Origin of the sequence: Intestinirhabdus alba, from assembly GCF_009711095.1 — a bacterium.
Classification (GTDB): Bacteria; Pseudomonadota; Gammaproteobacteria; order Enterobacterales; family Enterobacteriaceae; genus Intestinirhabdus; species Intestinirhabdus alba.
Map to the genome: position 1 here is coordinate 24,546 of NZ_WMJZ01000002.1, position 22,035 is coordinate 46,580.

Here is a 22,035-nt window from a genome sequence, read left to right on the forward strand (position 1 = left end):
AACGAGCTGGCGTGGCGGGTGGAGGGGGGGCAGCGGCGAGGTGAAAATGCAGATGATTTTTCGCCCCGGCATCCGCGCCGAAAGCTGTTCCCCCTGGCATAACCGGGTGCAGGGCCGCCCGGTTTACCATCTTGACGATCTGATGGCGATGCTGCGCCTGACCGACGATGTCCGGGTTGAGCGCTGTGAGGATGAGATCTGCTTCGCCTCTTTTACCACCTCGCCCGGCGGCGGAAAAAATCGATGAACGTATCGAAACCAGCGATACCGCCTGGCGCGACTGGGTCAGCGGGCTGAGCTGGCAAGGGCCGTATGGCGATCGTGTGCGGCGCTCCGGCCTGGCGCTGAAGTTTCTCTGGTATGCGCCCACCACCTCGCTGCCGGAAGAGGATGCTCGCCACGCTGGCGCTGATCCAGCGCGAGCTGGGGACGGGGGGCCGATGCTCTGGCGCTACTCCGGAGCGGAGAAAGAGGAGGCCACCTTCATCGCCTGCGCGTTCTGGCGGATAGAGGTGCTGGCGGTGCTGGGAGAGCGTCGCCAGGCGTCCCGGACGATGGACGCGATTCTGGAGCAGCTGTGCAATCGTGGCAACGTCGAGACCTTTAACGAAATGTTTGATACCCAAACCCAGAGCTGGCTGAGCCATCTGTCGCTGGTCTGCGCCGCCCATGCGCTGGCGGAGGAACCTCCTGAATAGCGGGGCAAGGGCGCGGAGTTTGTTGGCACCGTTTCGATGAATTTGCTATATTTGCGCCCCTGATTACAGGAGCGATTCGCTATGACATCCCGACGAGACTGGCAGCTACAGCAGCTGGGTATTACCCGCTGGGCGCTGCGTCGCCCCGGCGCGCTGCGGGGGGAGATTGCGATTTCAATTCCTGCCCACGTCCGTCTGGTGATGGTCGGTGAGGCGCTGCCGGCCCTGAGCGAACCGCTGGTCAACGATGTGCTGCGCGCGCTGGGTCTTACCCCCGAACGGGTGCTGCAGGTGTCGCCGGAGCGCATCGCCATGCTCCCCGAAGGCAGCCGCTGCAACAGCTGGCGGCTCGGCGAGGAAGCGCCGCTGCTTCTGGATGGGGCGCAGGTATTCACCCCCGCGTTTGATGAGCTGCGGGCAAGCCCAGCGGCCCGCGCTGCACTATGGCAACAGATCTGCGCATATGAACACGATTTCTTTCCTCAGCCCGACTGATTTACCCGCCGCGTTTCAGATTGAGACGCGCGCCCATGCGTTCCCGTGGAGCGAGCAGACCTTCGCCAGTAGCCAGGGCGAGCGCTATCTCAACTATCAGTTGACGCAGGGGGGCAGAATGGCCGCCTTCGCCATTACCCAGGTTGTGCTGGATGAGGCCACGCTGTTTAACATCGCCGTCGATCCCGATTTTCAGCGCCGTGGCCTGGGCCGGGCGCTGCTGGAGCATCTGATCGGGGCGCTGGAGGCGCGCGGCATTGTGACGCTGTGGCTGGAGGTTCGCGCCTCCAACGCCGCCGCCATTGCTCTCTATGAAAGCCTGGGTTTTAACGAGGCCACCATCCGCCGTAATTACTACCCGACCGCCGACGGTCGCGAAGACGCCATCATCATGGCGCTGCCAGTCAGCATGTAAAGTAAGGGGTAACGATGAAGTGGGACTGGATTTTCTTTGACGCCGACGAGACGCTGTTCACCTTTGATGCGTTCAGCGGCCTGCAGCGGATGTTTCTTGACTATAGCGTGGCCTTTACCGCTGAGGATTTTCAGGACTACCAGGCCGTAAATAAACCGCTGTGGGCCGATTATCAGAACGGAGCCATTAGCGCGCTGCAGCTGCAGCACACCCGCTTTCGCAGCTGGGCCGAGCGTCTGAACGTGGAGCCGGGCCTGCTGAACGACGCCTTTATCAACGCGATGGCGGAGATCTGTGCGCCGCTGCCGGGAGCGGTGCCGCTGCTGAATGCGATTCGCGGCAGGTGTAAAATCGGCATCATTACCAACGGCTTTACCGCGCTGCAGCAGATCCGCCTGGAGCGCACCGGCCTGCGCGACTATTTCGATCTGCTGGTGATTTCCGAACAGGTCGGCGTGGCGAAGCCCGACCGGCGGATCTTTGACTACGCGCTGGCGCTGGCAGGCAACCCCGATCGCGCCCGGGTGCTGATGGTTGGCGATACCGCGGAGTCGGACATTAAGGGTGGCATCAACGCCGGGCTGGCCACCTGCTGGCTGAATGCCCACGGCCAGCCGCAGCCTGAAGGCATCGCGCCAACGTGGACCGTGGCCTCGTTAGAGGAGCTGGGGCAGCTCCTGTGCAAACACTGATTGCCTCCCCCTTATTGATGGGTAAAATAGCCGCAATTTTTCGTTTTTAACATGCCCGGCGCGACGCCGCGCTTACTAAGAAGAAGCCTTATGACGTTGTCTCCTTATCTGCAGGAGGTGGCTAAACGCCGCACTTTTGCCATTATTTCTCACCCGGACGCCGGTAAAACGACTATCACCGAGAAGGTGCTGCTGTTCGGACAGGCGATCCAGACCGCCGGTACGGTAAAGGGGCGCGGCTCCAGCCAGCATGCTAAATCCGACTGGATGGAGATGGAAAAACAGCGCGGGATCTCCATCACCACCTCGGTGATGCAGTTCCCCTACCACGACTGCCTGGTCAATCTGCTGGATACGCCAGGGCACGAAGACTTTTCGGAAGATACCTACCGTACCCTGACGGCGGTGGACTGCTGCCTGATGGTGATCGACGCCGCGAAAGGCGTCGAGGATCGCACCCGCAAGCTGATGGAGGTCACCCGCCTGCGCGATACGCCGATCCTCACCTTTATGAACAAGCTTGACCGCGACATCCGCGATCCGATGGAGCTGCTGGATGAAGTAGAAAACGAGCTGAAGATTGGCTGTGCGCCCATCACCTGGCCCATTGGCTGCGGCAAGCTGTTTAAGGGGGTGTATCACCTCTATAAAGATGAGACCTATCTCTACCAGACCGGCAAGGGGCACACCATTCAGGAAGTGCGCATCGTCAAGGGGCTGGATAATCCGGATCTCGACGCCGCCGTCGGCGAAGAGCTGGCGCAGCAGCTGCGCGATGAGCTGGAGCTGGTGAAGGGAGCCTCTAACGAGTTCGATGAGGAGCTGTTCCTCGCCGGTGAAATTACCCCGGTCTTCTTCGGCACCGCGCTGGGCAACTTTGGCGTTGACCATATGCTGGACGGCCTGGTGGCATGGGCACCCGCGCCGATGCCGCGCCGGTCCGACACCCGCGTGGTGGAGGCCAGCGAAGAGAAGTTCACCGGCTTTGTCTTTAAGATTCAGGCCAATATGGACCCGAAGCACCGGGATCGGGTGGCCTTTATGCGCGTGGTTTCCGGCCGGTACGAGAAGGGCATGAAGCTGCGCCAGGTGCGCACCGGCAAGGATGTGGTTATCTCCGACGCGCTGACCTTTATGGCCGGTGACCGTTCCCACGTGGAAGAGGCGTACCCCGGGGATATCCTCGGCCTGCACAACCACGGCACCATTCAGATTGGTGACACCTTCACCCAGGGCGAAATGATGAAGTTCACCGGCATTCCGAACTTCGCGCCGGAGCTGTTCCGCCGCATTCGCCTGAAGGACCCGCTGAAGCAGAAGCAGCTGCTGAAGGGGCTGGTTCAGCTCTCTGAAGAGGGGGCGGTGCAGGTGTTCCGCCCGCTCACCAACAACGATCTGATCGTCGGTGCGGTGGGGGTGCTGCAGTTTGATGTGGTAGTGGCACGCCTGAAGAGCGAATACAACGTCGAGGCTATTTATGAGTCCGTCAACGTGGCGACCGCCCGCTGGGTGGAGTGCGCGGATGCGAAGAAATTTGAAGAGTTCCGGCGCAAGAGTGAAACACAGCTGGCGCTGGACGGCGGCGACAACCTTGCCTATATCGCGCCCTCGATGGTGAACCTTAACCTGACTCAGGAGCGTTATCCGGACGTTCAGTTCCGTAAGACCCGGGAACATTGATCGCCCTGCAGGGCGCAGCCTGGCTGCGCCCTGGACTTTTCCTGCCTTATTAGCCCCTTGCGGAATGTTCTTAAATCCCTCTGTTTTACTTATGCCCGCCGATATTTTGCGCAATTCCCCAGGCGAGTTCGAAATTGTGATCTATATTTAACAAAGTGATGACATAAATATCCGCTTTAAATGCCGCTTGATGGGCTAAAGCCAGTTATTAAAGCTGATGTTTATTGTAATCACAATATTAATAACTGAATTAGCGTTACCAACGGCTGACCCGTTTCTCTCCCCGCAATAAGCGGTGAGTGTGATGGCTGGCATTGACATGCGCCCGGGTGAGTTCTCCCCATTCAGCAATGCAACCTTCGTGTTGCCTGAGCTCAAAATATTGAGCAAACCATACAGGAATAAATCGATGATGATGACAAGACTGAAGATTTCTAAAACTCTGCTGGCCGTCATGCTGACCTCCGCCGTGGCGACTGGCTCGGCATTCGCAGAATCCAGCGCGGCCGATAAGGCGCACTCCGGCGCTGAAACCGCAGGGCAGAAAATCGATAGCTCTATGAATAAAGTCGGTAACTTCATGGATGACAGCGCAATTACTGCGAAAGTAAAAGCGGCGCTGGTGGATCATGACACTATCAAGAGCACCGATATCTCCGTTAAAACTGAACACAAAGTGGTAACTCTGAGCGGCTTTGTGGAAAGCCAGGCCCAGGCCGAAGCGGCGGTGAAAGTGGCGAAAGGCGTGGAGGGCGTGACCTCCGTCAGCGATAAGCTGCACGTCCGCGACGGCAAATCCGGCTCGGTGAAAGGCTATGCTGGCGACGCGGCCACCACCAGCGAAATCAAGGCGAAGCTGCTGGCTGACGATAGCGTACCTTCCCGCAAGGTTAAAGTAGAAACCACCGACGGCGTGGTTCAGCTCTCCGGCACCGTGGATTCTCAGGCGCAAATCGATCGCGCTGAGAGCATCGCCAAAGCGGTTGACGGCGTGAAAAGCGTTAAAAACGATCTGAAAACAAAGTAATACAGGGTCATTTGTCCTCCTGACTCTGGTCAGGAGGCGCAATGGACACCCGTCTTAAATTATCGCAAATGAGTGGCCCGATGGCTCATATATACCCATAACAATTTAGGTTGCAGGCCAAAACGCAGCGCGTTTTGAACGGCCCCAGAGCTGGCCCTGGTGGGGTGGGCCGAATAAAGCCAACGCAGATGCAACCTGAAGGATGACGGGTGGAAAGCGGTCAACATTAACTATGGTAAAGGAGAGGGCTATGTTTCGTTGGGGTATTATATTTCTGGTTATCGCGTTAATTGCCGCAGCCCTGGGTTTTGGCGGTCTGGCCGGTACGGCCGCAGGCGCGGCGAAAATCGTTTTTGTGGTGGGTATTATCCTGTTCCTGGTCAGCCTGTTTATGGGCCGTAAACGACCCTAGCAGGCTATCAGCAAGAAGTATTTGTACCAGGCCAGTCCAGCGGACTGGCTTTTCTGGTTTTAGCCGCCGGCAAATTGCGCTACTTTGTTATTCTGATTATCGGTAAGGAAGGCAGAGATGGGGCAGAGAATTCCCGTGACGCTCGGTAATATTGCGCCGCTATCGTTGAGTCGCTTTAACCCCGGTCGCCTGGCGATTATATGTGAAGGGGGCGGGCAGCGGGGTATTTTCACCGCCGGCGTGCTGGATGAATTTATGCGCGCGCAGTTTAACCCTTTCGATCTGTTCCTCGGCACCTCGGCGGGGGCCCAGAACCTTTCCGCCTACCTGTGCAATCAGCCTGGCTATGCCCGCAGGGTGATTATGCATTACACCACCCGCCGCGAGTTTTTTGACCCGCTGCGCTTTGTGCGGGGCGGCAACCTGATCGATCTTGACTGGCTGGTGGCCTCGACCGCGGACAAGATGCCGCTGCAGATGGACACCGCGGCGCGGCTGTTTGACAGCGGAAAAGCCTTCTACATGTGCGCCTGCCGCGGCGACGACTATACGCCGGGCTACTTTTCGCCCACCTCGCAAAACTGGCTCGATCTGATCCGCGCTTCCAGCGCCATTCCCGGCTTCTACCGCAGCGGCGTGGTGCTGGACGGCGTCAACTACCTCGACGGCGGCATCAGCGACGCGATCCCGGTGCAGGAAGCGGCAAGGCTGGGGGCCCAGACGCTGGTGGTGATCCGCACCGTTCCCTCGCAAATGTACTACACGCCGCAGTGGTTCCGCCGCATGGAGCGCTGGCTGGGGGAAGGTAGCCTGCAGCCGCTGGTGAACCTGGTTCAGCATCACGAGGAGAGCTACAGCAAGATTCAGCGGTTTATCGAGAAGCCGCCGGGCAAGCTGCGTATTTTTGAAATTTATCCGCCGAAGCCGCTGCGCAGCATGGCGCTGGGCAGCCGTATTCCGGCGCTGCGTGAGGATTACCGGATCGGACGCCAGTGCGGCCGCTATTTTCTCGCCACCATCGGCAAGCTGCTGATGGACGTTCCACCGCTGACCCGGCATCTTCCGCGGATCGTCACCCCCGCGCCCGTTGTGGTGCCGCCGGCACCGGTAGCCAATGACGCCCACGCGGCGGCGGTGACCGACGCGCCGCAGGCCAACGACGCGACGCTCAACGATGAGGATCTGGCGTGAGCCGTCGTTTTATCGACACCCACTGCCATTTTGATTTTCCGCCGTTCGCCGGGGAGGAGGCCGACAGCATCGCGCGCGCCGCCCGGGTGGGGGTGGAAAAAATCCTTGTCCCCGCCGTGCAGGCCGCGCACTTTGCCCGGGTGCTGACGCTGGCGGAGCGGCACCCACCGCTGTACGCCGCGCTGGGGCTGCATCCCATCGTCACCGAAATCCATCGCGACGAGGATATCGATCGGCTGCAGCAGCAGCTGGCGCACCGCCCCCGCAGGCTGGTGGCAATTGGCGAGATCGGTCTCGATCTCTTTCGCGATAACCCGCAGTTTGACCGCCAGGAGCAGCTGCTGGCGGCCCAGCTTCGGCTGGCGAAACGCTACGATCTGCCGGTGATCCTCCATTCCCGCCGTACCCACGACCGGCTGGCGATGCACCTGAAGCGCCACGCTCTGCCGCGAACCGGCGTAGTACACGGCTTTGCCGGCAGCCTGCAGCAGGCGGAGCGTTTTGTGCAGCTGGGATACCGGATCGGCGTCGGCGGCACCATCAGCTATCCGCGGGCGGCGAAAACCCGCAGCGTGATGGCGCGGCTGCCGCTGAGCGCGCTGCTGCTGGAGACCGACGCGCCGGATATGCCGCTGAACGGCTTTCAGGGGCAGCCTAACCGCCCGGAGCGGGCGGCCGACGTGTTTGACGCGCTCTGCGCGCTGCGCCCGGAGCCGGCGGCGGAGATTGCCGATGCGCTGTACCACAACGCCACGACGCTGTTTAATCTCTGACGACAGAACTTCCCATCTTTCGCGCCCGCAGTGCGTCCGCCAGCAGCGCTCTGCAGGCTGGTCGTTGCTGTCCACAAGACGGCTCAGTGTCCCCGGCTGCGGATCGTCGATAAAGGCCAGCAGAGGCGACACCCGCTTCTGCCCGGTATTGGCGCGTAAAATAGCGCGGACAGGCGGGGCGTCGGCCGGGCCGATGTTAGCGTGGACAAAGGCGTCCGACAGGGGAGCAAGGATAGCGCCGGAAGCGTGCTATTCGAATGTCGATTGCTTGTTGTGTTAAAATTCTAACATGGCGTTGCAGCCGTGCATCAGGATGGCCAGAAAAGGGGCGTAGCCGGGAAGCCGCGTAGCGTGGCGGCCGTCACGCCCGTTGACAAAGCAGAACCTGTTGAAGTATGTCGCATTATAGTCCTGCAAAAATGCACTAAGTTTTCATTAACTGTGATGTATATCGAAATGTCACTGCGGGTCAATGTTAGAATAGTCACAGATCTGCCGGATAAACTATTTACGGCGATGCCGTTGGAGAACGATATGAGCGATTTAACCGCCAGCAGCCTGCGTGCGCTGAAGCTGATGGACCTGACCACCCTCAACGAAGATGATACCGAAGAGAAGGTGATCGCCCTGTGCCGTCAGGCGAAAACCCCGGTCGGCAATACCGCCGCGATCTGTATCTATCCGCGCTTTATCCCCGCTGCGCGTAAGGCCCTGGCGGAGCAGGGCACCCCGGAGATCCGCATTGCCACCGTCACCAACTTCCCCCACGGTAACGACGATATTGCGGCAGCGCTGGCCGAAACCCGCGCCGCCATCGCCCTGGGGGCCGACGAGGTGGACGTGGTGTTTCCATACCGGGCGCTGATGGCCGGTAATGAGCAGGTGGGCTTCGATCTGGTGAAAGCCTGCAAAGAGGTCTGCGCGGCGGCCAACGTGCTGCTGAAGGTGATTATTGAAACCGGCGAGCTGAAGGAGGAGTCCCTGATCCGCAAAGCTTCTGAGATCGCCATCCGGGCCGGTGCCGATTTTATTAAAACCTCAACCGGCAAGGTGCCGGTGAACGCCACCCCGGAAAGCGCGCGCATTATGCTGGAGACCATCCGCGATATGGGAGTGGAAAAAACCGTTGGCTTCAAGCCTGCGGGCGGCGTGCGCAGCGCTGAAGACGCGCAGACGTTCCTCGCTATCGCCGACGCGCTGTTTGGCGCTGAGTGGGCGGACGCCCGCCACTATCGCTTCGGTGCCTCCAGCCTGCTGGCGAGCCTGCTGAGCGCGCTGGGCCACGGCGACGGCAAGAGCGCCAGCGGCTACTAGTCCAGGGCGCGCCCGCTATGCCCCGGCATCGGTTCGCCGCGTCGGAGAGCTTAACCCGCAAAGCACCGGAGGTTTACCTTGTTTCTCGCACAGGAAATTATTCGTAAAAAGCGCGACGGCCATGCGCTCAGCGATGAAGAGATCCGCTTTTTCATCAATGGCATTCGCGATAACACCATCTCCGAAGGGCAGATTGCCGCCCTGGCGATGACCATCTTTTTTCACGATATGGCGGCCGGGGAGCGCGTCTCGCTGACCATGGCGATGCGGGACTCCGGCACCGTTCTCGACTGGAAACCCCTGCATCTGAACGGGCCTGTCGTCGATAAGCACTCCACCGGCGGCGTGGGCGATGTGACATCCCTGATGCTCGGCCCTATGGTGGCGGCCTGCGGCGGCTATGTTCCGATGATCTCCGGGCGCGGTCTTGGCCACACCGGCGGCACGCTCGATAAGCTGGAGGCGATTCCGGGCTTTGATATCTTCCCGGACGACGGCCGCTTCCGCGACATTATCCAGGAGAACGGGGTGGCGATCGTGGGCCAGACCAGCTCGCTGGCCCCGGCGGATAAACGCTTTTATGCCACCCGCGATATTACCGCGACGGTGGACTCGATTCCGTTGATTACCGCCTCCATCCTCGCCAAAAAGCTGGCGGAGGGGCTGGATGCGCTGGTGATGGACGTGAAGGTGGGCAGCGGCGCGTTTATGCCGTCCCTGGCCCTTTCCGAAGCGCTCGCCTCGGCGATCGTCAACGTGGCGAACGGCGCGGGCGTGCGTACCACCGCGCTGCTGACCGATATGAACCAGGCGCTGGCTTCCAGCGCGGGGAATGCCGTGGAGGTGCGCGAAGCGGTGCAGTTCCTGACCGGTGAGTACCGTAATCCGCGTCTGTTTGAGGTGACGATGGCGCTGGGCGTGGAGATGTTGATCTCCGGCCGGCTCGCCAGCGACGCCGACGAAGCGCGGGCGAAGCTGCAGGCGGCGCTGGACAGCGGCAGGGCGGCGGAAATTTTTGGCCGTATGGTCGCGGCGCAGAAAGGGCCGGCCGACTTTGTCGAGCGCTATGCGACCTATCTGCCCACCGCCACGCTCAGCAAGGCGGTGTATGCCGAGACGGAGGGCTTTGTCAGCGCGATGGATACCCGCGCGCTCGGCATGGCGGTGGTCTCCCTGGGCGGCGGACGTCGCCAGGCGTCGGATATCATTGACTACAGCGTCGGCCTGACGGACCTCGCGCGGCTGGGCGATCGGCTGGACGGGCAGCGCCCGCTGGCGGTGATCCACGCCAGAGATGAGTCCAGCTGGCAGGCGGCGGCGCAGGCCGTCAAAGCGGCCATGACCCTTGCCGATAGCGCGCCGGAGGCGGGGCCAACGGTCTATCGCCGCATCGCTGGCGCAGCCTGAGCTGCGGCGCGCATCGGCCCGCCATTTTTCCAAAAGGCTAACGGTTTGCGGTATACTGATCCGATCGCTTTTTTGCAGCGCAACATGTAGGAGAACAAGATGAAACGTGCATTTATTATGGTGCTGGACTCCTTTGGCATTGGTGCGGCTGAAGATGCAGAGCGCTTCGGCGACGCTGGCTCGGACACCCTGGGCCATATCGCGGAAGCCTGCGCCAGAGGGGAGGCGGATCGCGGACGTAGCGGCCCACTGAACCTGCCTAACTTCACCCGGCTTGGCCTGGCGAAGGCCCATGAAGGCTCCACCGGCCGCGTCGCCGCCGGACTGGACGGCAGCGCGGAGGTCATCGGTGCCTGGGCATGGGCGCAGGAGCTCTCCTCCGGTAAAGATACCCCCTCCGGACACTGGGAAATCGCCGGCGTGCCGGTGCTGTTTGACTGGGGCTATTTTACCGACCAGCAAAACAGCTTCCCCCAGGCGCTGCTCGATAAGCTGGTGCAGCGCGCCGGGCTGCCGGGCTATCTCGGCAACTGCCACGCTTCCGGCACCGAGATCCTCGACCGGCTGGGCGAAGAGCATATGCAGAGCGGCAAGCCGATCTTCTATACCTCCGCCGACTCCGTGTTCCAGATTGCCTGTCACGAAGAGACTTTCGGCCTCGATAAACTCTATGAGCTGTGTGAAATCGCCCGGGAGGAGCTGACCGAGGGCGGCTATAACATTGGCCGCGTCATCGCCCGGCCGTTTATTGGCGATAAGGCCGGCAGCTTCCAGCGCACCGGCAACCGTCACGATCTCGCCGTGGAGCCACCGGCACCGACCATCCTGCAAAAGCTGGTGGACGAGAAGCAGGGCCAGGTGGTTTCCGTCGGCAAAATCGCCGATATCTATGCCAACTGCGGGATCACGAAAAAGGTGAAGGCCACGGGGCTGGACGCGCTGTTCGACGCCACCGTTCAGGAGATGAAGACGGCGGGCGACAACACCATCGTCTTTACCAACTTCGTGGACTTTGACTCCTCCTGGGGACACCGCCGCGACGTGGCGGGCTATGCCGCAGGCCTCGAACTCTTTGACCGTCGCCTGCCGGAGCTGATGGCGCTGGTGGGGGAAGACGACATCCTGATCCTGACCGCCGACCACGGATGCGATCCGACCTGGCGCGGCACCGAGCACACCCGCGAGCACATTCCGGTGCTTATCTACGGGCCAAAGGTGAAACCCGGCTCTCTCGGCCACCGGGAGACCTTCGCGGATATCGGCCAGACCCTGGCAACCTGGTTTGGCACCTCCGCGATGGACTATGGCAAAGCGATGTTCTGACCATTCGGGCGGTTTTTTCCGCCCTTTTTTATTGATAATGAAAGGATATTACGATGGCTACCCCACATATTAATGCAGAAATGGGCGATTTTGCCGACGTTGTGCTGATGCCCGGCGATCCGCTGCGCGCTAAGCATATTGCCGACACCTTCCTCGAAGACGTCCGTGAAGTGAACAACGTACGCGGTATGCTCGGTTTTACCGGCAGCTGGAAAGGGCGCAAAATTTCCGTGATGGGCCACGGTATGGGCATCCCCTCCTGCTCCATCTATGTGAAAGAGCTGATCACCGATTTCGGGGTGAAGAAAATTATCCGCGTTGGCTCCTGCGGCGCGGTGCGCGGCGACGTGAAGCTGCGCGACGTGGTGATCGGCATGGGGGCCTGCACCGATTCGAAAGTCAACCGCATCCGCTTTAAGGATCATGACTTTGCGGCGATCGCCGACTTTGACATGGTGCGCAATGCGGCGGACGCGGCGAAGGCGCTGGGCATCGACGCGCGCGTGGGCAACCTGTTCTCCGCCGATCTGTTCTACTCGCCGGACGGCGAAATGTTCGACGTGATGGAAAAATATGGCATTCTCGGCATTGAGATGGAAGCGGCGGGCATTTACGGCGTCGCCGCCGAGTTTGGCGCGAAAGCGCTGGCTATCTGCACCGTCTCTGACCATCTCCGCACTCACGAGCAGACCACCTCAGCCGAGCGTCAGACCACCTTCAACGACATGATCAACATCGCGCTGGAGTCCGTTCTGCTGGGCGACAAAGCGTAACGCGCCCGGCGTCGGCCCGTCGCTGCAGGGCGCAGGGGCCAACCCGTCGCGGCGGGTGCCCTGCGCCTTCGCACAGGGCGCTTTTCCGGTGAATGCCCGCCCGTTACCCCGACGGCTACCGCACCGCTTCCGCCATCCACGCCGACAGCGCCTGCAGCTCTTTATCCTGTTCCGGGAACTCTCTGCGCAGCGTATCGCAGGCCTGCTGCAGGCTGTCCGCCCGGTAGAGAGAACCAGGCAGCCGCTCGGCCAGCGCCTCCAGCGGTGCCGGATTGAGGCTGTCGGTAAATATCTGCGCGCGGGTAATGCGGCCCTTTTCCACGTCAACGTGCAGCTCCACGCCGCCCCAGCTAAACCGTTCGTCCAGCTGGTGCGTAAAGGCGGGGGCCTGGCCGAAGTTCCACTCCCAGCTGCTCTGGCGGGCAAAGGTATCGGCGAAACCGGGCAGATCCGGCGCTTTATCCGGCGAGATAAGCTCCGCTTCGACGCGCTCGCCGTAGTGGGCAAAAAAGGCCTCGCTGACCGCGTGGCAAATCTGCTCGTGGGTCACGCCCGGCAGCAGCTCCGTCAGGTTGGTCACCCTGGCGCGCACCGAGGTAATGCCCTTGGCGGCGAGCTTCTTTTTATCGGGATTGAGGTAGTTGGCCAGCCGGCTGAGATCGGCGTTGAGCAGCAGCGTACCGTGGTGAAAGCCGCGATCGCGGGTTTCTCTATAGGCGGAACCGGAAACTTTGCGATCGCCTTCCGGGGTTTTCACCACCAGATCGTTGCGCCCGGACGCTTCGGCGGTCACGCCCAGCGCGTTCAGGGCGTCAAGCACAATTGCCGTGGAGATGGTTTTATCGTACTCCGGCTTACCCGCCATAAAGGTAAAGCAGGTGTTGCCAAGATCGTGGAATACCGCACCGCCGCCGCTGCTGCGGCGCGCCAGCCGGACGTGATCCTCCTCCATACGACGGGTATTGCACTCCTTCCAGGGGTTCTGCGCCCGGCCAATGACCACCGTATCGGCGTTGCGCCAGAGGAACAGCACGCGCTGGGTCGCGGGCATCTGGCGAAAGATAGTCTCCTCCACCGCCAGATTAAACCAGGGATCGTATGAATCAGAGATCAGCAGACGAAGCGTCGGCATAACGAATTTCCTTACCTGAATGAAGGGATTACTCTTTTTTGTCGCTCTCTTCTTCTTCCGGCACCGGGTTGCTGGCGGTGAGCAGGAAGGGGGACTGCTGCCAGCGGGTGCGCTTGCCCTGCAGCAGGGTGCGGGTCAGCACCACGCCCGTTGCCAGCGACAGCAGCAGCATCAGGCGTAAGATATTGGTGGTATTATCCACCTGTTTCGCCTCGGTGGCGAGGGTGTGGGTGTCGAGGGTCAGCCGCAGATAGCCCAGCGGGCCGTTTTTCCCCTGGATTGGCTCTACGAGCTGCCGGTTAAAATAGCCGCCCGCCTTTTTACCGTCCAGCGCCAGCCTGTCGCGAACCGCCACGCCTTCTCCCGCGCGGGCGATAATGTCACCCCGTTCGTCATAAACCCCGGCGTCGAGGATCCGGCTGCTGGCGGTCAGCGCATTGAGTACCGCCGCGATACGCTTCTCGTCCGGTGATTCGGTGCGCATCAGCGGCGCGACGTTCAGCGCCACCTGCCGCGCCAGGGTGCGGGCCAGTTCTTCCAGCTGCGGATTGCGCTGGCGCTGGTGGTTCTGGCTGAACCAGGAGGCACCCTGCATCAGCGCCACCAGCAGGGCGAGACAGAACAGTACAATCACTGCACGATGAAGCCGAAATTTCAGTTTTGCGCGAGCCATATTCCACCTGCTGAAAATTTGAGGCTTAATGTTGCCAGAAGCGCTGATTACAGGGTAGCCTCATGCGTTATTTTCCCCTGGATGATTCCCGGCCTGAACGATTTACAGGAGCTTTAATGCCTAACATTACCTGGTGCGATTTGCCTGAAGATGTCTCTTTATGGCCAGGTTTGCCCCTTTCCTTAAGCGGCGACGAGGTGATGCCGCTCGACTATCACGCCGGGCGCAGCGGCTGGCTGCTGTATGGGCGCGGGCTGGATAAACAGCGCCTCACCCGCTATCAGCGCAAGCTGGGGGCGGCAATGGTGATCGTCGCGGCCTGGTGCGTTGAAGATTATCAGGTGATCCGCCTGGCCGGCTCCCTGACGCCGCGGGCGACCCGGCTGGCCCATGAGGCCCGGCTGGACGTCGCGCCGCTGGGCAAAATTCCCCATCTGCGCGCGCCGGGCCTGCTGGTGATGGATATGGATTCAACGGCCATTCAGATCGAGTGTATTGATGAGATCGCCAGGCTGGCGGGCGTCGGCGAGCAGGTGGCGGAAGTGACCGAACGCGCAATGCGCGGAGAACTTGATTTTACCGCCAGCCTGCGCAGCCGCGTGGCGACGCTGGAGGGGGCCGACGCGGCGATTCTGCATCAGGTGCGCGAAAGCCTGCCGCTGTCGCCGGGGCTGACTCAACTGGTGCTGAAGCTCGAAACTCTGGGCTGGAAGGTGGCCATCGCCTCCGGTGGCTTCACCTTTTTCGCCGACTATCTGCGTGAAAAGCTGCGGCTGACGGCGGCGGTCGCCAACGGGCTGGAGGTGGTGAACGGCAGGTTTACCGGGCGCGTCACGGGCGACATTGTTGACGCCCGCTATAAGGCCACTACCCTGACCCGCCTGGCGCAGGAGTATGCGATCCCGCTGGCGCAGACGGTGGCCGTCGGCGACGGTGCCAACGATCTGCCGATGATTAAAGCGGCGGGGCTGGGCATCGCCTGGCACGCCAAGCCGAAGGTGAACGAAAAGGCGGAGGTCACCATCCGTCATGCCGATCTGATGGGGGTGTTCTGCATTCTCTCCGGCAGTATGAACCAGAAATAAAGAGGTAAACCGTGGCAAAAGCTCCTAAACGCGCCTTTGTGTGTAATGAATGCGGGGCCGATTATCCTCGCTGGCAGGGGCAGTGCAGCGCCTGTCACGCCTGGAATACCATCACCGAGGTGCGGCTGGCCGCCTCGCCCGCGGCGGCGCGCAACGAGCGGCTTTCCGGTTACGCGGGCAGCGCCGGGGTGTCAAGGGTGCAGAAGCTCTCGGAGATAAGCCTTGAGGCGCTGCCGCGGTTTTCTACCGGCTTTAAGGAGTTCGATCGCGTGCTGGGCGGCGGCGTGGTGCCGGGCAGCGCGATTCTTATCGGCGGAAACCCGGGGGCGGGGAAATCCACCCTGCTGCTGCAGACCCTGTGCCGGCTCGCCGGGCAGATGAAAACCCTCTACGTGACCGGCGAAGAGTCGCTGCAGCAGGTGGCGATGCGCGCCCACCGGCTGGGTCTGCCGACCGCCGGTCTTAATATGCTGTCGGAAACCAGCATTGAGCAGATCTGCCTGATCGCTGAAGAGGAGCAGCCGAAGCTGATGGTGATTGACTCCATCCAGGTGATGCATATGGCCGATATTCAGTCGTCGCCGGGCAGCGTGGCGCAGGTGCGTGAAACCGCCGCTTATCTGACCCGCTTTGCCAAAACCCGCGGGGTGGCGATCGTGATGGTCGGCCACGTGACCAAAGACGGCTCGCTGGCCGGGCCGAAGGTGCTGGAGCACTGCATCGACTGTTCGGTGCTGCTCGACGGCGACGCCGACTCCCGCTTCCGCACCCTGCGCAGCCATAAAAACCGCTTCGGCGCGGTGAACGAGCTGGGGGTGTTCGCCATGACCGAGCAGGGGCTGCGCGAGGTGAGCAATCCTTCCGCTATTTTCCTGAGCCGCGGCGACGAAATTACCTCCGGCAGCTCGGTGATGGTGGTCTGGGAGGGAACGCGGCCGCTGCTGGTGGAGATTCAGGCGCTGGTCGATCACTCGATGATGGCGAACCCCAGGCGCGTGGCGGTGGGGCTGGAGCAAAACCGGCTGGCGATTCTGTTGGCGGTGCTGCATCGCCACGGCGGCCTGCAGATGGCCGATCAGGACGTGTTCGTCAACGTGGTGGGCGGCGTGAAGGTTACCGAGACCAGCGCCGATCTCGCCCTGCTGCTGGCGATGGTCTCCAGCCTGCGCGACCGGCCGCTGCCTCAGGATCTGGTGGTGTTTGGCGAGGTGGGGCTGGCGGGGGAGATCCGCCCGGTGCCCAGCGGCCAGGAGCGGATAGCCGAAGCGGCGAAGCACGGCTTCCGCCGCGCCATCGTCCCCGTTGCCAACGTGCCGAAAAAGCCGCCGGAAGGTATGCAGATTTTCGGCGTGAAGAAACTCGCCGATGCGCTCGGCGTTTTTGACGATTTGTAATGAGATATCCGCAGCGGCGGCGGGGCAGAACGCTCGCCGCCGCGGGAGACTTTCTTTCGCTTCAGTAAAGCAGGAGACGCTTGTGTCCTTTGACTACCTAAAAACCGCCATTAAACAAAAGGGGTGTACGCTGCAGCAGGTGGCGGACGCCAGCGGCATGACCAAGGGCTATTTAAGCCAGCTACTGAACGCCAAGATCAAAAGCCCCAGCGCGCAAAAGCTGGAGGCGCTACACCGCTTTCTGGGGCTGGAATTTCCCCGCCAGCGGAAGAGTATCAGCGTGGTGTTCGGTAAGTTTTATCCGCTGCACACCGGCCACATCTACCTGATCCAGCGCGCCTGTAGCCAGGTGGACGAGCTGCACATCATCATGGGCTATGACGACGTTCGCGACCGCGCGCTGTTCGAAGAGAGCGCGATGTCCCAGCAGCCCACGGTCCCCGACCGGCTGCGCTGGCTGCTGCAGACCTTTAAGTATCAAAAAAATATCCGCATTCACGCCTTTAACGAAGAGGGCATGGAGCCTTATCCGCACGGCTGGGACGTCTGGAGCCGCGGTATTAAAACCTTTATGGAAGAGAAGGGGATACAGCCTGACTGGATCTATACCTCGGAGGCGTCCGATGCCCCGCGGTACCTGCAGCACCTTGGTATTGAGACGGTGCTGATCGATCCGCAGCGGACCTTTATGAGCATCAGCGGCGCGCAGATCCGCGCCAATCCGTTCCGCTACTGGGAGTATATTCCCACCGAGGTGAAGCCCTTCTTCGTGCGCACCGTGGCGGTGCTGGGCGGTGAATCGAGCGGTAAATCGACGCTGGTCAACAAGCTCGCCAACATCTTCAATACCACCAGTGCGTGGGAGTACGGGCGCGACTACGTCTTTTCGCACCTCGGCGGCGATGAGATGGCGCTGCAGTATTCCGACTATGACAAAATCGCCCTCGGCCACGCCCAGTACATTGATTTTGCGGTGAAGTACGCCAATAAGGTGGCCTTTATCGATACCGACTTTGTCACCACCCAGGCGTTCTGCAAAAAGTACGAAGGGCGCGAGCACCCCTTCGTGCAGGCGCTAATCGACGAGTACCGCTTCGACCTGGTGATTCTGCTGGAAAACAACACCCCGTGGGTGGCCGACGGCCTGCGCAGCCTGGGCAGTTCGGTGGATCGGAAAGCGTTTCAGTCCCTGCTGGTGCAGATGCTGCGCGAAAATAACATCAATTTTGTGCACGTGGAGGAGGCGGACTACGACGGCCGCTTTCTGCGCTGCGTGGAGCTGGTGAAAGAGATGATGGGCGAGCAGGGCTGAGCGCCGCCGCCCGCGGAGCGAATAATGGCCGGACGGGACGTCCGGCCTGCCGCAGATTAGCGGGCGATCCGCTTGTACTTAATGCGCTTCGGCTCCAGCGCGTCTGCGCCAAGGGTGCGCTTCTTATACTCTTCGTACTCGGTAAAGTTACCTTCGAAGAACTCCACCTTGCCCTCGTCCTGATAGTCCAGAATGTGGGTGGCGATGCGGTCAAGGAACCAGCGGTCGTGTGAAATCACCATCGCGCAGCCCGGGAACTCCAGCAGGGCGTTTTCCAGGGCGCGCAGGGTTTCGATATCCAGGTCGTTGGTCGGTTCATCGAGCAGCAGCATGTTGCCGCCCACCTGCAGCAGCTTCGCCAGGTGCAGACGGCCGCGTTCACCGCCGGAGAGTTCACCGACGCGCTTGCCCTGATCGACGCCTTTGAAGTTAAAGCGGCCGACGTAGGCGCGGCTGGGCATCTCGGTGTTGCCGATCTTCATGATATCCAGCCCGCCGGAAACCTCTTCCCAGACGGTTTTACTATTATCCATGCTGTCGCGGAACTGATCGACCGACGCCAGCCTGACGGTTTCGCCCAGCGTGATGGTGCCGCTGTCCGGCTGCTCCTGGCCAGACATCATGCGGAACAGGGTCGATTTACCCGCGCCGTTCGGGCCGATGATGCCGACGATGGCCCCCTTCGGTACCGAGAAACTGAGATCGTCGATCAGCACGCGATCGCCGTAGGATTTCCGCAGATTGCTCACCTCAACAACCTTGTCGCCCAGCCGCGGTCCCGGTGGAATAAACAGCTCGTTGGTTTCATTACGCTTCTGATATTCGGTGCTGTTCAGCTCCTCAAAGCGCGCCAGACGGGCCTTGCCCTTCGACTGACGGCCCTTCGCGCCCTGGCGCACCCACTCCAGCTCCTTCTCGATGGATTTACGGCGGGCGGCCTCCTGAGACGCCTCCTGGGCCAGGCGCTGATCCTTCTGCTCCAGCCAGGAGGAGTAGTTCCCCTCCCACGGAATGCCTTCGCCGCGATCCAGCTCAAGGATCCAGCCGGCAACGTTGTCGAGGAAGTAGCGGTCGTGGGTGATCGCCACGACGGTGCCCTCGAAGTCGTGCAGGAACCGTTCCAGCCAGGCCACGGATTCGGCGTCCAGGTGGTTGGTTGGCTCATCGAGCAGCAGCATGTCCGGCTTCTCCAGCAGCAGACGGCACAGCGCCACGCGGCGGCGCTCGCCCCCGGAGAGGTTGGCGACCTTTGCCTCCCAGTCCGGCAGACGCAGGGCGTCGGCGGCGCGCTCCAGCTGAACGTTGAGGTTATGTCCGTCGTGGGCCTGGATAATCTCTTCCAGCTTGCCCTGCTCGGCGGCCAGCTTGTCGAAATCGGCGTCCGGTTCGGCGTACAGCGCGTAGACCTCGTCCAGACGCTTCAGCGCGCCGACTACCTCGGCCACCGCCTCTTCAATGGATTCGCGAACGGTATGCTCAGGGTTCAGCTGCGGCTCCTGCGGCAGGTAGCCAATCCGGATACCCGGCTGCGGGCGCGCTTCGCCCTCGATGTCTTTATCGATCCCGGCCATGATGCGCAGCAGAGTCGATTTACCGGCTCCGTTAAGGCCCAGCACGCCGATTTTGGCACCGGGGAAGAAGCTCAGAGAGATGTTTTTAAGAATATGACGTTTCGGCGGAACCACTTTGCCGACACGATGCATGGTATAAACGAATTGGGCCACGTTGGACTTCGCCTCAGTTTTTATCCCGTCATACTTCAGGCCGCAGATGCGCTGGCCGCGCGGTTATCGCCGCGCCGCGTTCAACCGGCCAAACGCCGGCGGTGTTCCGGACCTGCACTCTGAATGATTCAGGGTTTATTAATAAATAGGCTGTGTCCCTTAACCGGGCGTGGCGACGACGCCGGGCGGGAAAGGCACGTCAAGGACGCGGGAGAGCGTGAGCCTCCTTCAGGCCCGCGGTGGTACGGCCCGCGCTTTGTTCCGGAGCGGAAGGGGGCAAGGCGATCCTGGCGACCGGTTAAGGGACACAGCCTGGTTTGCAAAGGCGAAGTGTAGCCTTTTTCTTTGCCCAAGCCCAGCCGACAGATTTCATTGTCCGTAAAAGTAAAAAAGCGCTCGCAACGTGGCGTAATTGCGGATGTCTGGTTAGCATAACTTCATTCTGCGGCACGATGCTGCACTGACGTAATATGACAAGAGGAAGAGCGTGTGGACAGAGTCAACCCATTTAGCTGGCGTCTTCTCACCGTCGGCGCGTGCCTGCTGGTGACAGGCCAGGCGGCGCAGGCCGACTCACTGGATGAACAGCGTAGCCGCTACGCGCAGATAAAGCAGGCCTGGGACAGCCGGCAGATGGATGTGGTTGAGCAGATGATGCCGGGCCTGAAAGCGTATCCGCTGTACCCCTACCTGGAGTATCGGCGGATCGTTGACGATCTAAAAAACCAGCCCGCCGTGGCCGTCAGCCAGTTTGTGCGCGCCAATCCGACGCTGCCGCCTGCCCGTACGCTGCAGTCGCGTTTTGTCAACGAGCTGGCGCGTCGCGAAGACTGGCGCGGGCTGCTGGCCTTTAGCCCGGACGAACCCGCCGCCACCGAGGCGCAGTGTAACTACTACTATGCGAAGTGGAGTACCGGGCAGGCGGATGAGGCCTGGGCTGGCGCTAAAACGCTCTGGCTGACCGGTAAAAGCCAGCCAGACGCCTGTAACCGCTTGTTCAGCGCCTGGCGCGACTCCGGCACTCAGGATCCGCTGGCGTATCTGGAGCGCATCCGCCTGGCGATGAAGGCGGGCAATACCAGGCTGGTGAAGCTGCTGGCCGGGCAGATGCCCCCGGAGTACCAGACCATCGCCGCGGCGATCGTCGATCTGGCGGATAATCCCGACAGCGTGCTGGCCTTCGCCCAGGCCACCGGCGCGACCGACTTTACCCGACAGATGGCGACGGAGGCCTTTGCCAGCGTGGCGCGCCAGGATGTCGAAAACGCCCGCCTGATGATTCCGGCGCTGGCGCAGGCGCAGCAGCTTAACGAGGAGCAGGTTCAGGCGCTGCGCGATATTGTCGCCTGGCGGCTGATGGGTAAGAGCGTCACCGAAGAACAGGCGAAATGGCGTGACGGGGCCATTATGCGCTCGCACTCCACCGCGCTGCTGGAGCGGCGGGTGCGAAAGGCGCTGGGGGAGGGCGATCGTCGCGGTCTGAACACCTGGCTGGCGCGCCTGCCGATGGAGGCAAAGGAAAAAGACGAATGGCGCTACTGGCAGGCGGATCTGCTGCTGGAGCGCGGGCGCGAAGCCGAGGCGAAAGAGATTCTCCATGCGCTGATGCAGGAGCGCGGCTTCTATCCGATGATCGCCGCCCAGCGGCTGGGCGAAGAGTATGTACTGAAAATCGACAGGGCACCCGCCAGCGTCGACGCGGCGCTGACTCAGGGGGCGGAAATGGCCCGGGTCCGGGAGCTGATGTACTGGAATATGGATAACACCGCGCGCAGCGAGTGGGCGAATCTGGTATCCAGCCGCACGCGGGCCGAACAGGCGCAGCTGGCGCGCTATGCCTTTGATAACCGCTGGTGGGATTTGAGCGTCCAGGCGACCATCGTCGGCAGGCTGTGGGATCATCTGGAAGAGCGCTTCCCGCTGGCTTACCAGGAGCTGTTCGACCGCTACACCAGCGGAAAAGCGATCCGCAAGAGCTACGCGATGGCGATCTCGCGTCAGGAGAGCGCCTGGAATCCGAAGGTGCGCTCGCCGGTGGGGGCCAGCGGCCTGATGCAGGTGATGCCCGCCACCGCCGCTCAGACGGTGAAAATGTTCTCGATTCCGGGCTACAGCGGGGCCGGGCAACTGCTGGACCCGGAGATGAATATCAATATCGGCACCAGCTACTTACAGCTCGTCTACCAGCAGTTTGACAATAATCGTATCCTCGCTTCAGCGGCCTACAACGCCGGACCTGGGCGGGTGCGCACGTGGCTTGGCAACAGCGCCGGGCGCATTGATGCCGCCGCCTTCGTTGAGAGCATCCCTTTCAGCGAAACCCGTGGCTATGTGAAAAACGTGCTGGCTTACGACGCTTACTACCGCCACTTTATGGGGCAAAAGGAGGCGTTGCTGAGCGATGAAGAATGGCAGCGCCGTTACTGATCGGATCGAGTATGTTATGCTATTGTACTCTTTAACGAGTACGAAAGGGGGAGGCGCAACGCTTCCCCCCTTAACTGATGGCGATCTG

At 61.3% G+C, this 22,035-nt stretch carries 21 protein-coding genes and 1 pseudogene; 18 read left to right on the top strand and 4 right to left on the bottom strand.

Annotated elements, in window-relative coordinates; translation table 11 throughout:
* Positions 1-46: 46 nt before the first annotated feature.
* The 10 genes from GJV78_RS23275 to GJV78_RS01810 all read left to right on the top strand — a co-directional run bounded on the left by GJV78_RS23275 (position 47) and on the right by GJV78_RS01810 (position 7,383).
* Positions 47-247 (top strand): hypothetical protein, encoded by a 201-nt coding sequence (locus GJV78_RS23275; protein ID WP_209439220.1) that lies wholly within the window; start codon positions 47-49, stop codon positions 245-247.
* On the top strand, positions 192-698 hold the full coding sequence (locus GJV78_RS23280; RefSeq protein ID WP_209439221.1) for a hypothetical protein: 507 nt from the start codon (positions 192-194) through the stop codon (positions 696-698). Before GJV78_RS23275 ends, GJV78_RS23280 begins: the two co-directional genes overlap by 56 nt.
* Before the next feature lie 81 nt (positions 699-779).
* Positions 780-1,193 carry a DNA polymerase III subunit psi gene (locus tag GJV78_RS01775; RefSeq protein ID WP_155106704.1) on the top strand — a complete coding sequence of 138 codons (414 nt, stop codon included), beginning with the start codon at positions 780-782 and terminating at the stop codon, positions 1,191-1,193.
* Positions 1,162-1,608 carry a ribosomal protein S18-alanine N-acetyltransferase gene (gene rimI, locus GJV78_RS01780; RefSeq protein WP_155106705.1) on the top strand — a complete coding sequence of 149 codons (447 nt, stop codon included), beginning with the start codon at positions 1,162-1,164 and terminating at the stop codon, positions 1,606-1,608. Before GJV78_RS01775 ends, rimI begins: the two co-directional genes overlap by 32 nt.
* A 14-nt stretch (positions 1,609-1,622) precedes the next feature.
* Positions 1,623-2,300, top strand: a complete 678-nt coding sequence (gene yjjG / locus GJV78_RS01785; protein WP_155106706.1) for a pyrimidine 5'-nucleotidase — start codon at positions 1,623-1,625, stop codon at positions 2,298-2,300.
* Positions 2,301-2,390: 90 nt separating this feature from the next.
* Complete coding sequence (prfC, locus tag GJV78_RS01790) at positions 2,391-3,980, top strand: peptide chain release factor 3 (protein WP_155106707.1); 1,590 nt, start codon at positions 2,391-2,393, stop codon at positions 3,978-3,980.
* 409 nt (positions 3,981-4,389) lie between these two features.
* Positions 4,390-5,007, top strand: coding sequence for a molecular chaperone OsmY (osmY, locus tag GJV78_RS01795; RefSeq protein WP_155106708.1), 618 nt, complete (start codon positions 4,390-4,392; stop codon positions 5,005-5,007).
* Between the two features lie 250 nt (positions 5,008-5,257).
* On the top strand, positions 5,258-5,419 hold the full coding sequence (locus GJV78_RS01800) for a DUF1328 domain-containing protein (protein ID WP_000490275.1): 162 nt from the start codon (positions 5,258-5,260) through the stop codon (positions 5,417-5,419).
* Between the two features lie 117 nt (positions 5,420-5,536).
* Positions 5,537-6,610 (top strand): patatin-like phospholipase family protein, encoded by a 1,074-nt coding sequence (locus tag GJV78_RS01805; protein WP_155106709.1) that lies wholly within the window; start codon positions 5,537-5,539, stop codon positions 6,608-6,610.
* Positions 6,607-7,383, top strand: coding sequence for a TatD family hydrolase (locus GJV78_RS01810; protein ID WP_167519314.1), 777 nt, complete (start codon positions 6,607-6,609; stop codon positions 7,381-7,383). Before GJV78_RS01805 ends, GJV78_RS01810 begins: the two co-directional genes overlap by 4 nt.
* A gap of 96 nt (positions 7,384-7,479) precedes the next feature.
* Here GJV78_RS01810 and GJV78_RS23430 read toward each other — a convergent pair.
* Positions 7,480-7,708, bottom strand: a pseudogene (locus GJV78_RS23430) (glycyl radical enzyme domain-containing protein); the annotation flags it as partial.
* 209 nt (positions 7,709-7,917) lie between these two features.
* Here GJV78_RS23430 and deoC point away from each other — a divergent pair.
* The 4 genes from deoC (at position 7,918) to deoD (ending at position 12,200) form a co-directional block, all read left to right on the top strand.
* A complete protein-coding gene (gene deoC / locus GJV78_RS01815; protein WP_167519315.1) occupies positions 7,918-8,697 on the top strand; it encodes a deoxyribose-phosphate aldolase in 780 nt (259 codons plus the stop codon).
* Between the two features lie 78 nt (positions 8,698-8,775).
* The gene (deoA, locus tag GJV78_RS01820; RefSeq protein WP_155106711.1) at positions 8,776-10,104 is read left to right on the top strand and encodes a thymidine phosphorylase; all 1,329 of its coding nucleotides are present in this window, start codon (positions 8,776-8,778) and stop codon (positions 10,102-10,104) included.
* A 99-nt stretch (positions 10,105-10,203) separates the two neighbouring features.
* Entirely contained in the window at positions 10,204-11,427 is a 1,224-nt protein-coding gene (deoB, locus tag GJV78_RS01825) for a phosphopentomutase (protein ID WP_155106712.1), read from the top strand.
* A gap of 53 nt (positions 11,428-11,480) precedes the next feature.
* Complete coding sequence (gene deoD, locus GJV78_RS01830) at positions 11,481-12,200, top strand: purine-nucleoside phosphorylase (RefSeq protein WP_155106713.1); 720 nt, start codon at positions 11,481-11,483, stop codon at positions 12,198-12,200.
* Positions 12,201-12,315: 115 nt separating this feature from the next.
* On the opposite strand, the gene lplA is transcribed toward deoD, so the two are convergent.
* The gene (gene lplA / locus GJV78_RS01835; protein ID WP_155106714.1) at positions 12,316-13,332 is read right to left on the bottom strand and encodes a lipoate--protein ligase LplA; all 1,017 of its coding nucleotides are present in this window, start codon (positions 13,330-13,332) and stop codon (positions 12,316-12,318) included.
* 28 nt (positions 13,333-13,360) lie between these two features.
* Complete coding sequence (locus GJV78_RS01840) at positions 13,361-14,005, bottom strand: YtjB family periplasmic protein (protein WP_155106715.1); 645 nt, start codon at positions 14,003-14,005, stop codon at positions 13,361-13,363.
* A gap of 116 nt (positions 14,006-14,121) precedes the next feature.
* Between GJV78_RS01840 and serB the strand changes: the two genes are divergently transcribed.
* From serB to nadR, 3 genes are all read left to right on the top strand, one after another.
* Positions 14,122-15,090, top strand: a complete 969-nt coding sequence (gene serB, locus GJV78_RS01845; RefSeq protein ID WP_155106716.1) for a phosphoserine phosphatase — start codon at positions 14,122-14,124, stop codon at positions 15,088-15,090.
* Between the two features lie 11 nt (positions 15,091-15,101).
* Entirely contained in the window at positions 15,102-16,484 is a 1,383-nt protein-coding gene (gene radA / locus GJV78_RS01850) for a DNA repair protein RadA (protein WP_167519316.1), read from the top strand.
* 82 nt (positions 16,485-16,566) lie between these two features.
* The gene (gene nadR, locus GJV78_RS01855) at positions 16,567-17,796 is read left to right on the top strand and encodes a multifunctional transcriptional regulator/nicotinamide-nucleotide adenylyltransferase/ribosylnicotinamide kinase NadR (protein WP_167519317.1); all 1,230 of its coding nucleotides are present in this window, start codon (positions 16,567-16,569) and stop codon (positions 17,794-17,796) included.
* A gap of 56 nt (positions 17,797-17,852) precedes the next feature.
* Here the strand turns inward: nadR and ettA are convergent, their stop codons facing one another.
* Positions 17,853-19,520 carry an energy-dependent translational throttle protein EttA gene (gene ettA, locus GJV78_RS01860; protein WP_167519318.1) on the bottom strand — a complete coding sequence of 556 codons (1,668 nt, stop codon included), beginning with the start codon at positions 19,518-19,520 and terminating at the stop codon, positions 17,853-17,855.
* A gap of 489 nt (positions 19,521-20,009) precedes the next feature.
* Between ettA and sltY the strand changes: the two genes are divergently transcribed.
* Positions 20,010-21,947, top strand: a complete 1,938-nt coding sequence (gene sltY, locus GJV78_RS01865) for a murein transglycosylase (protein ID WP_167519319.1) — start codon at positions 20,010-20,012, stop codon at positions 21,945-21,947.
* The last annotated feature ends 88 nt before the right edge of the window (positions 21,948-22,035 follow it).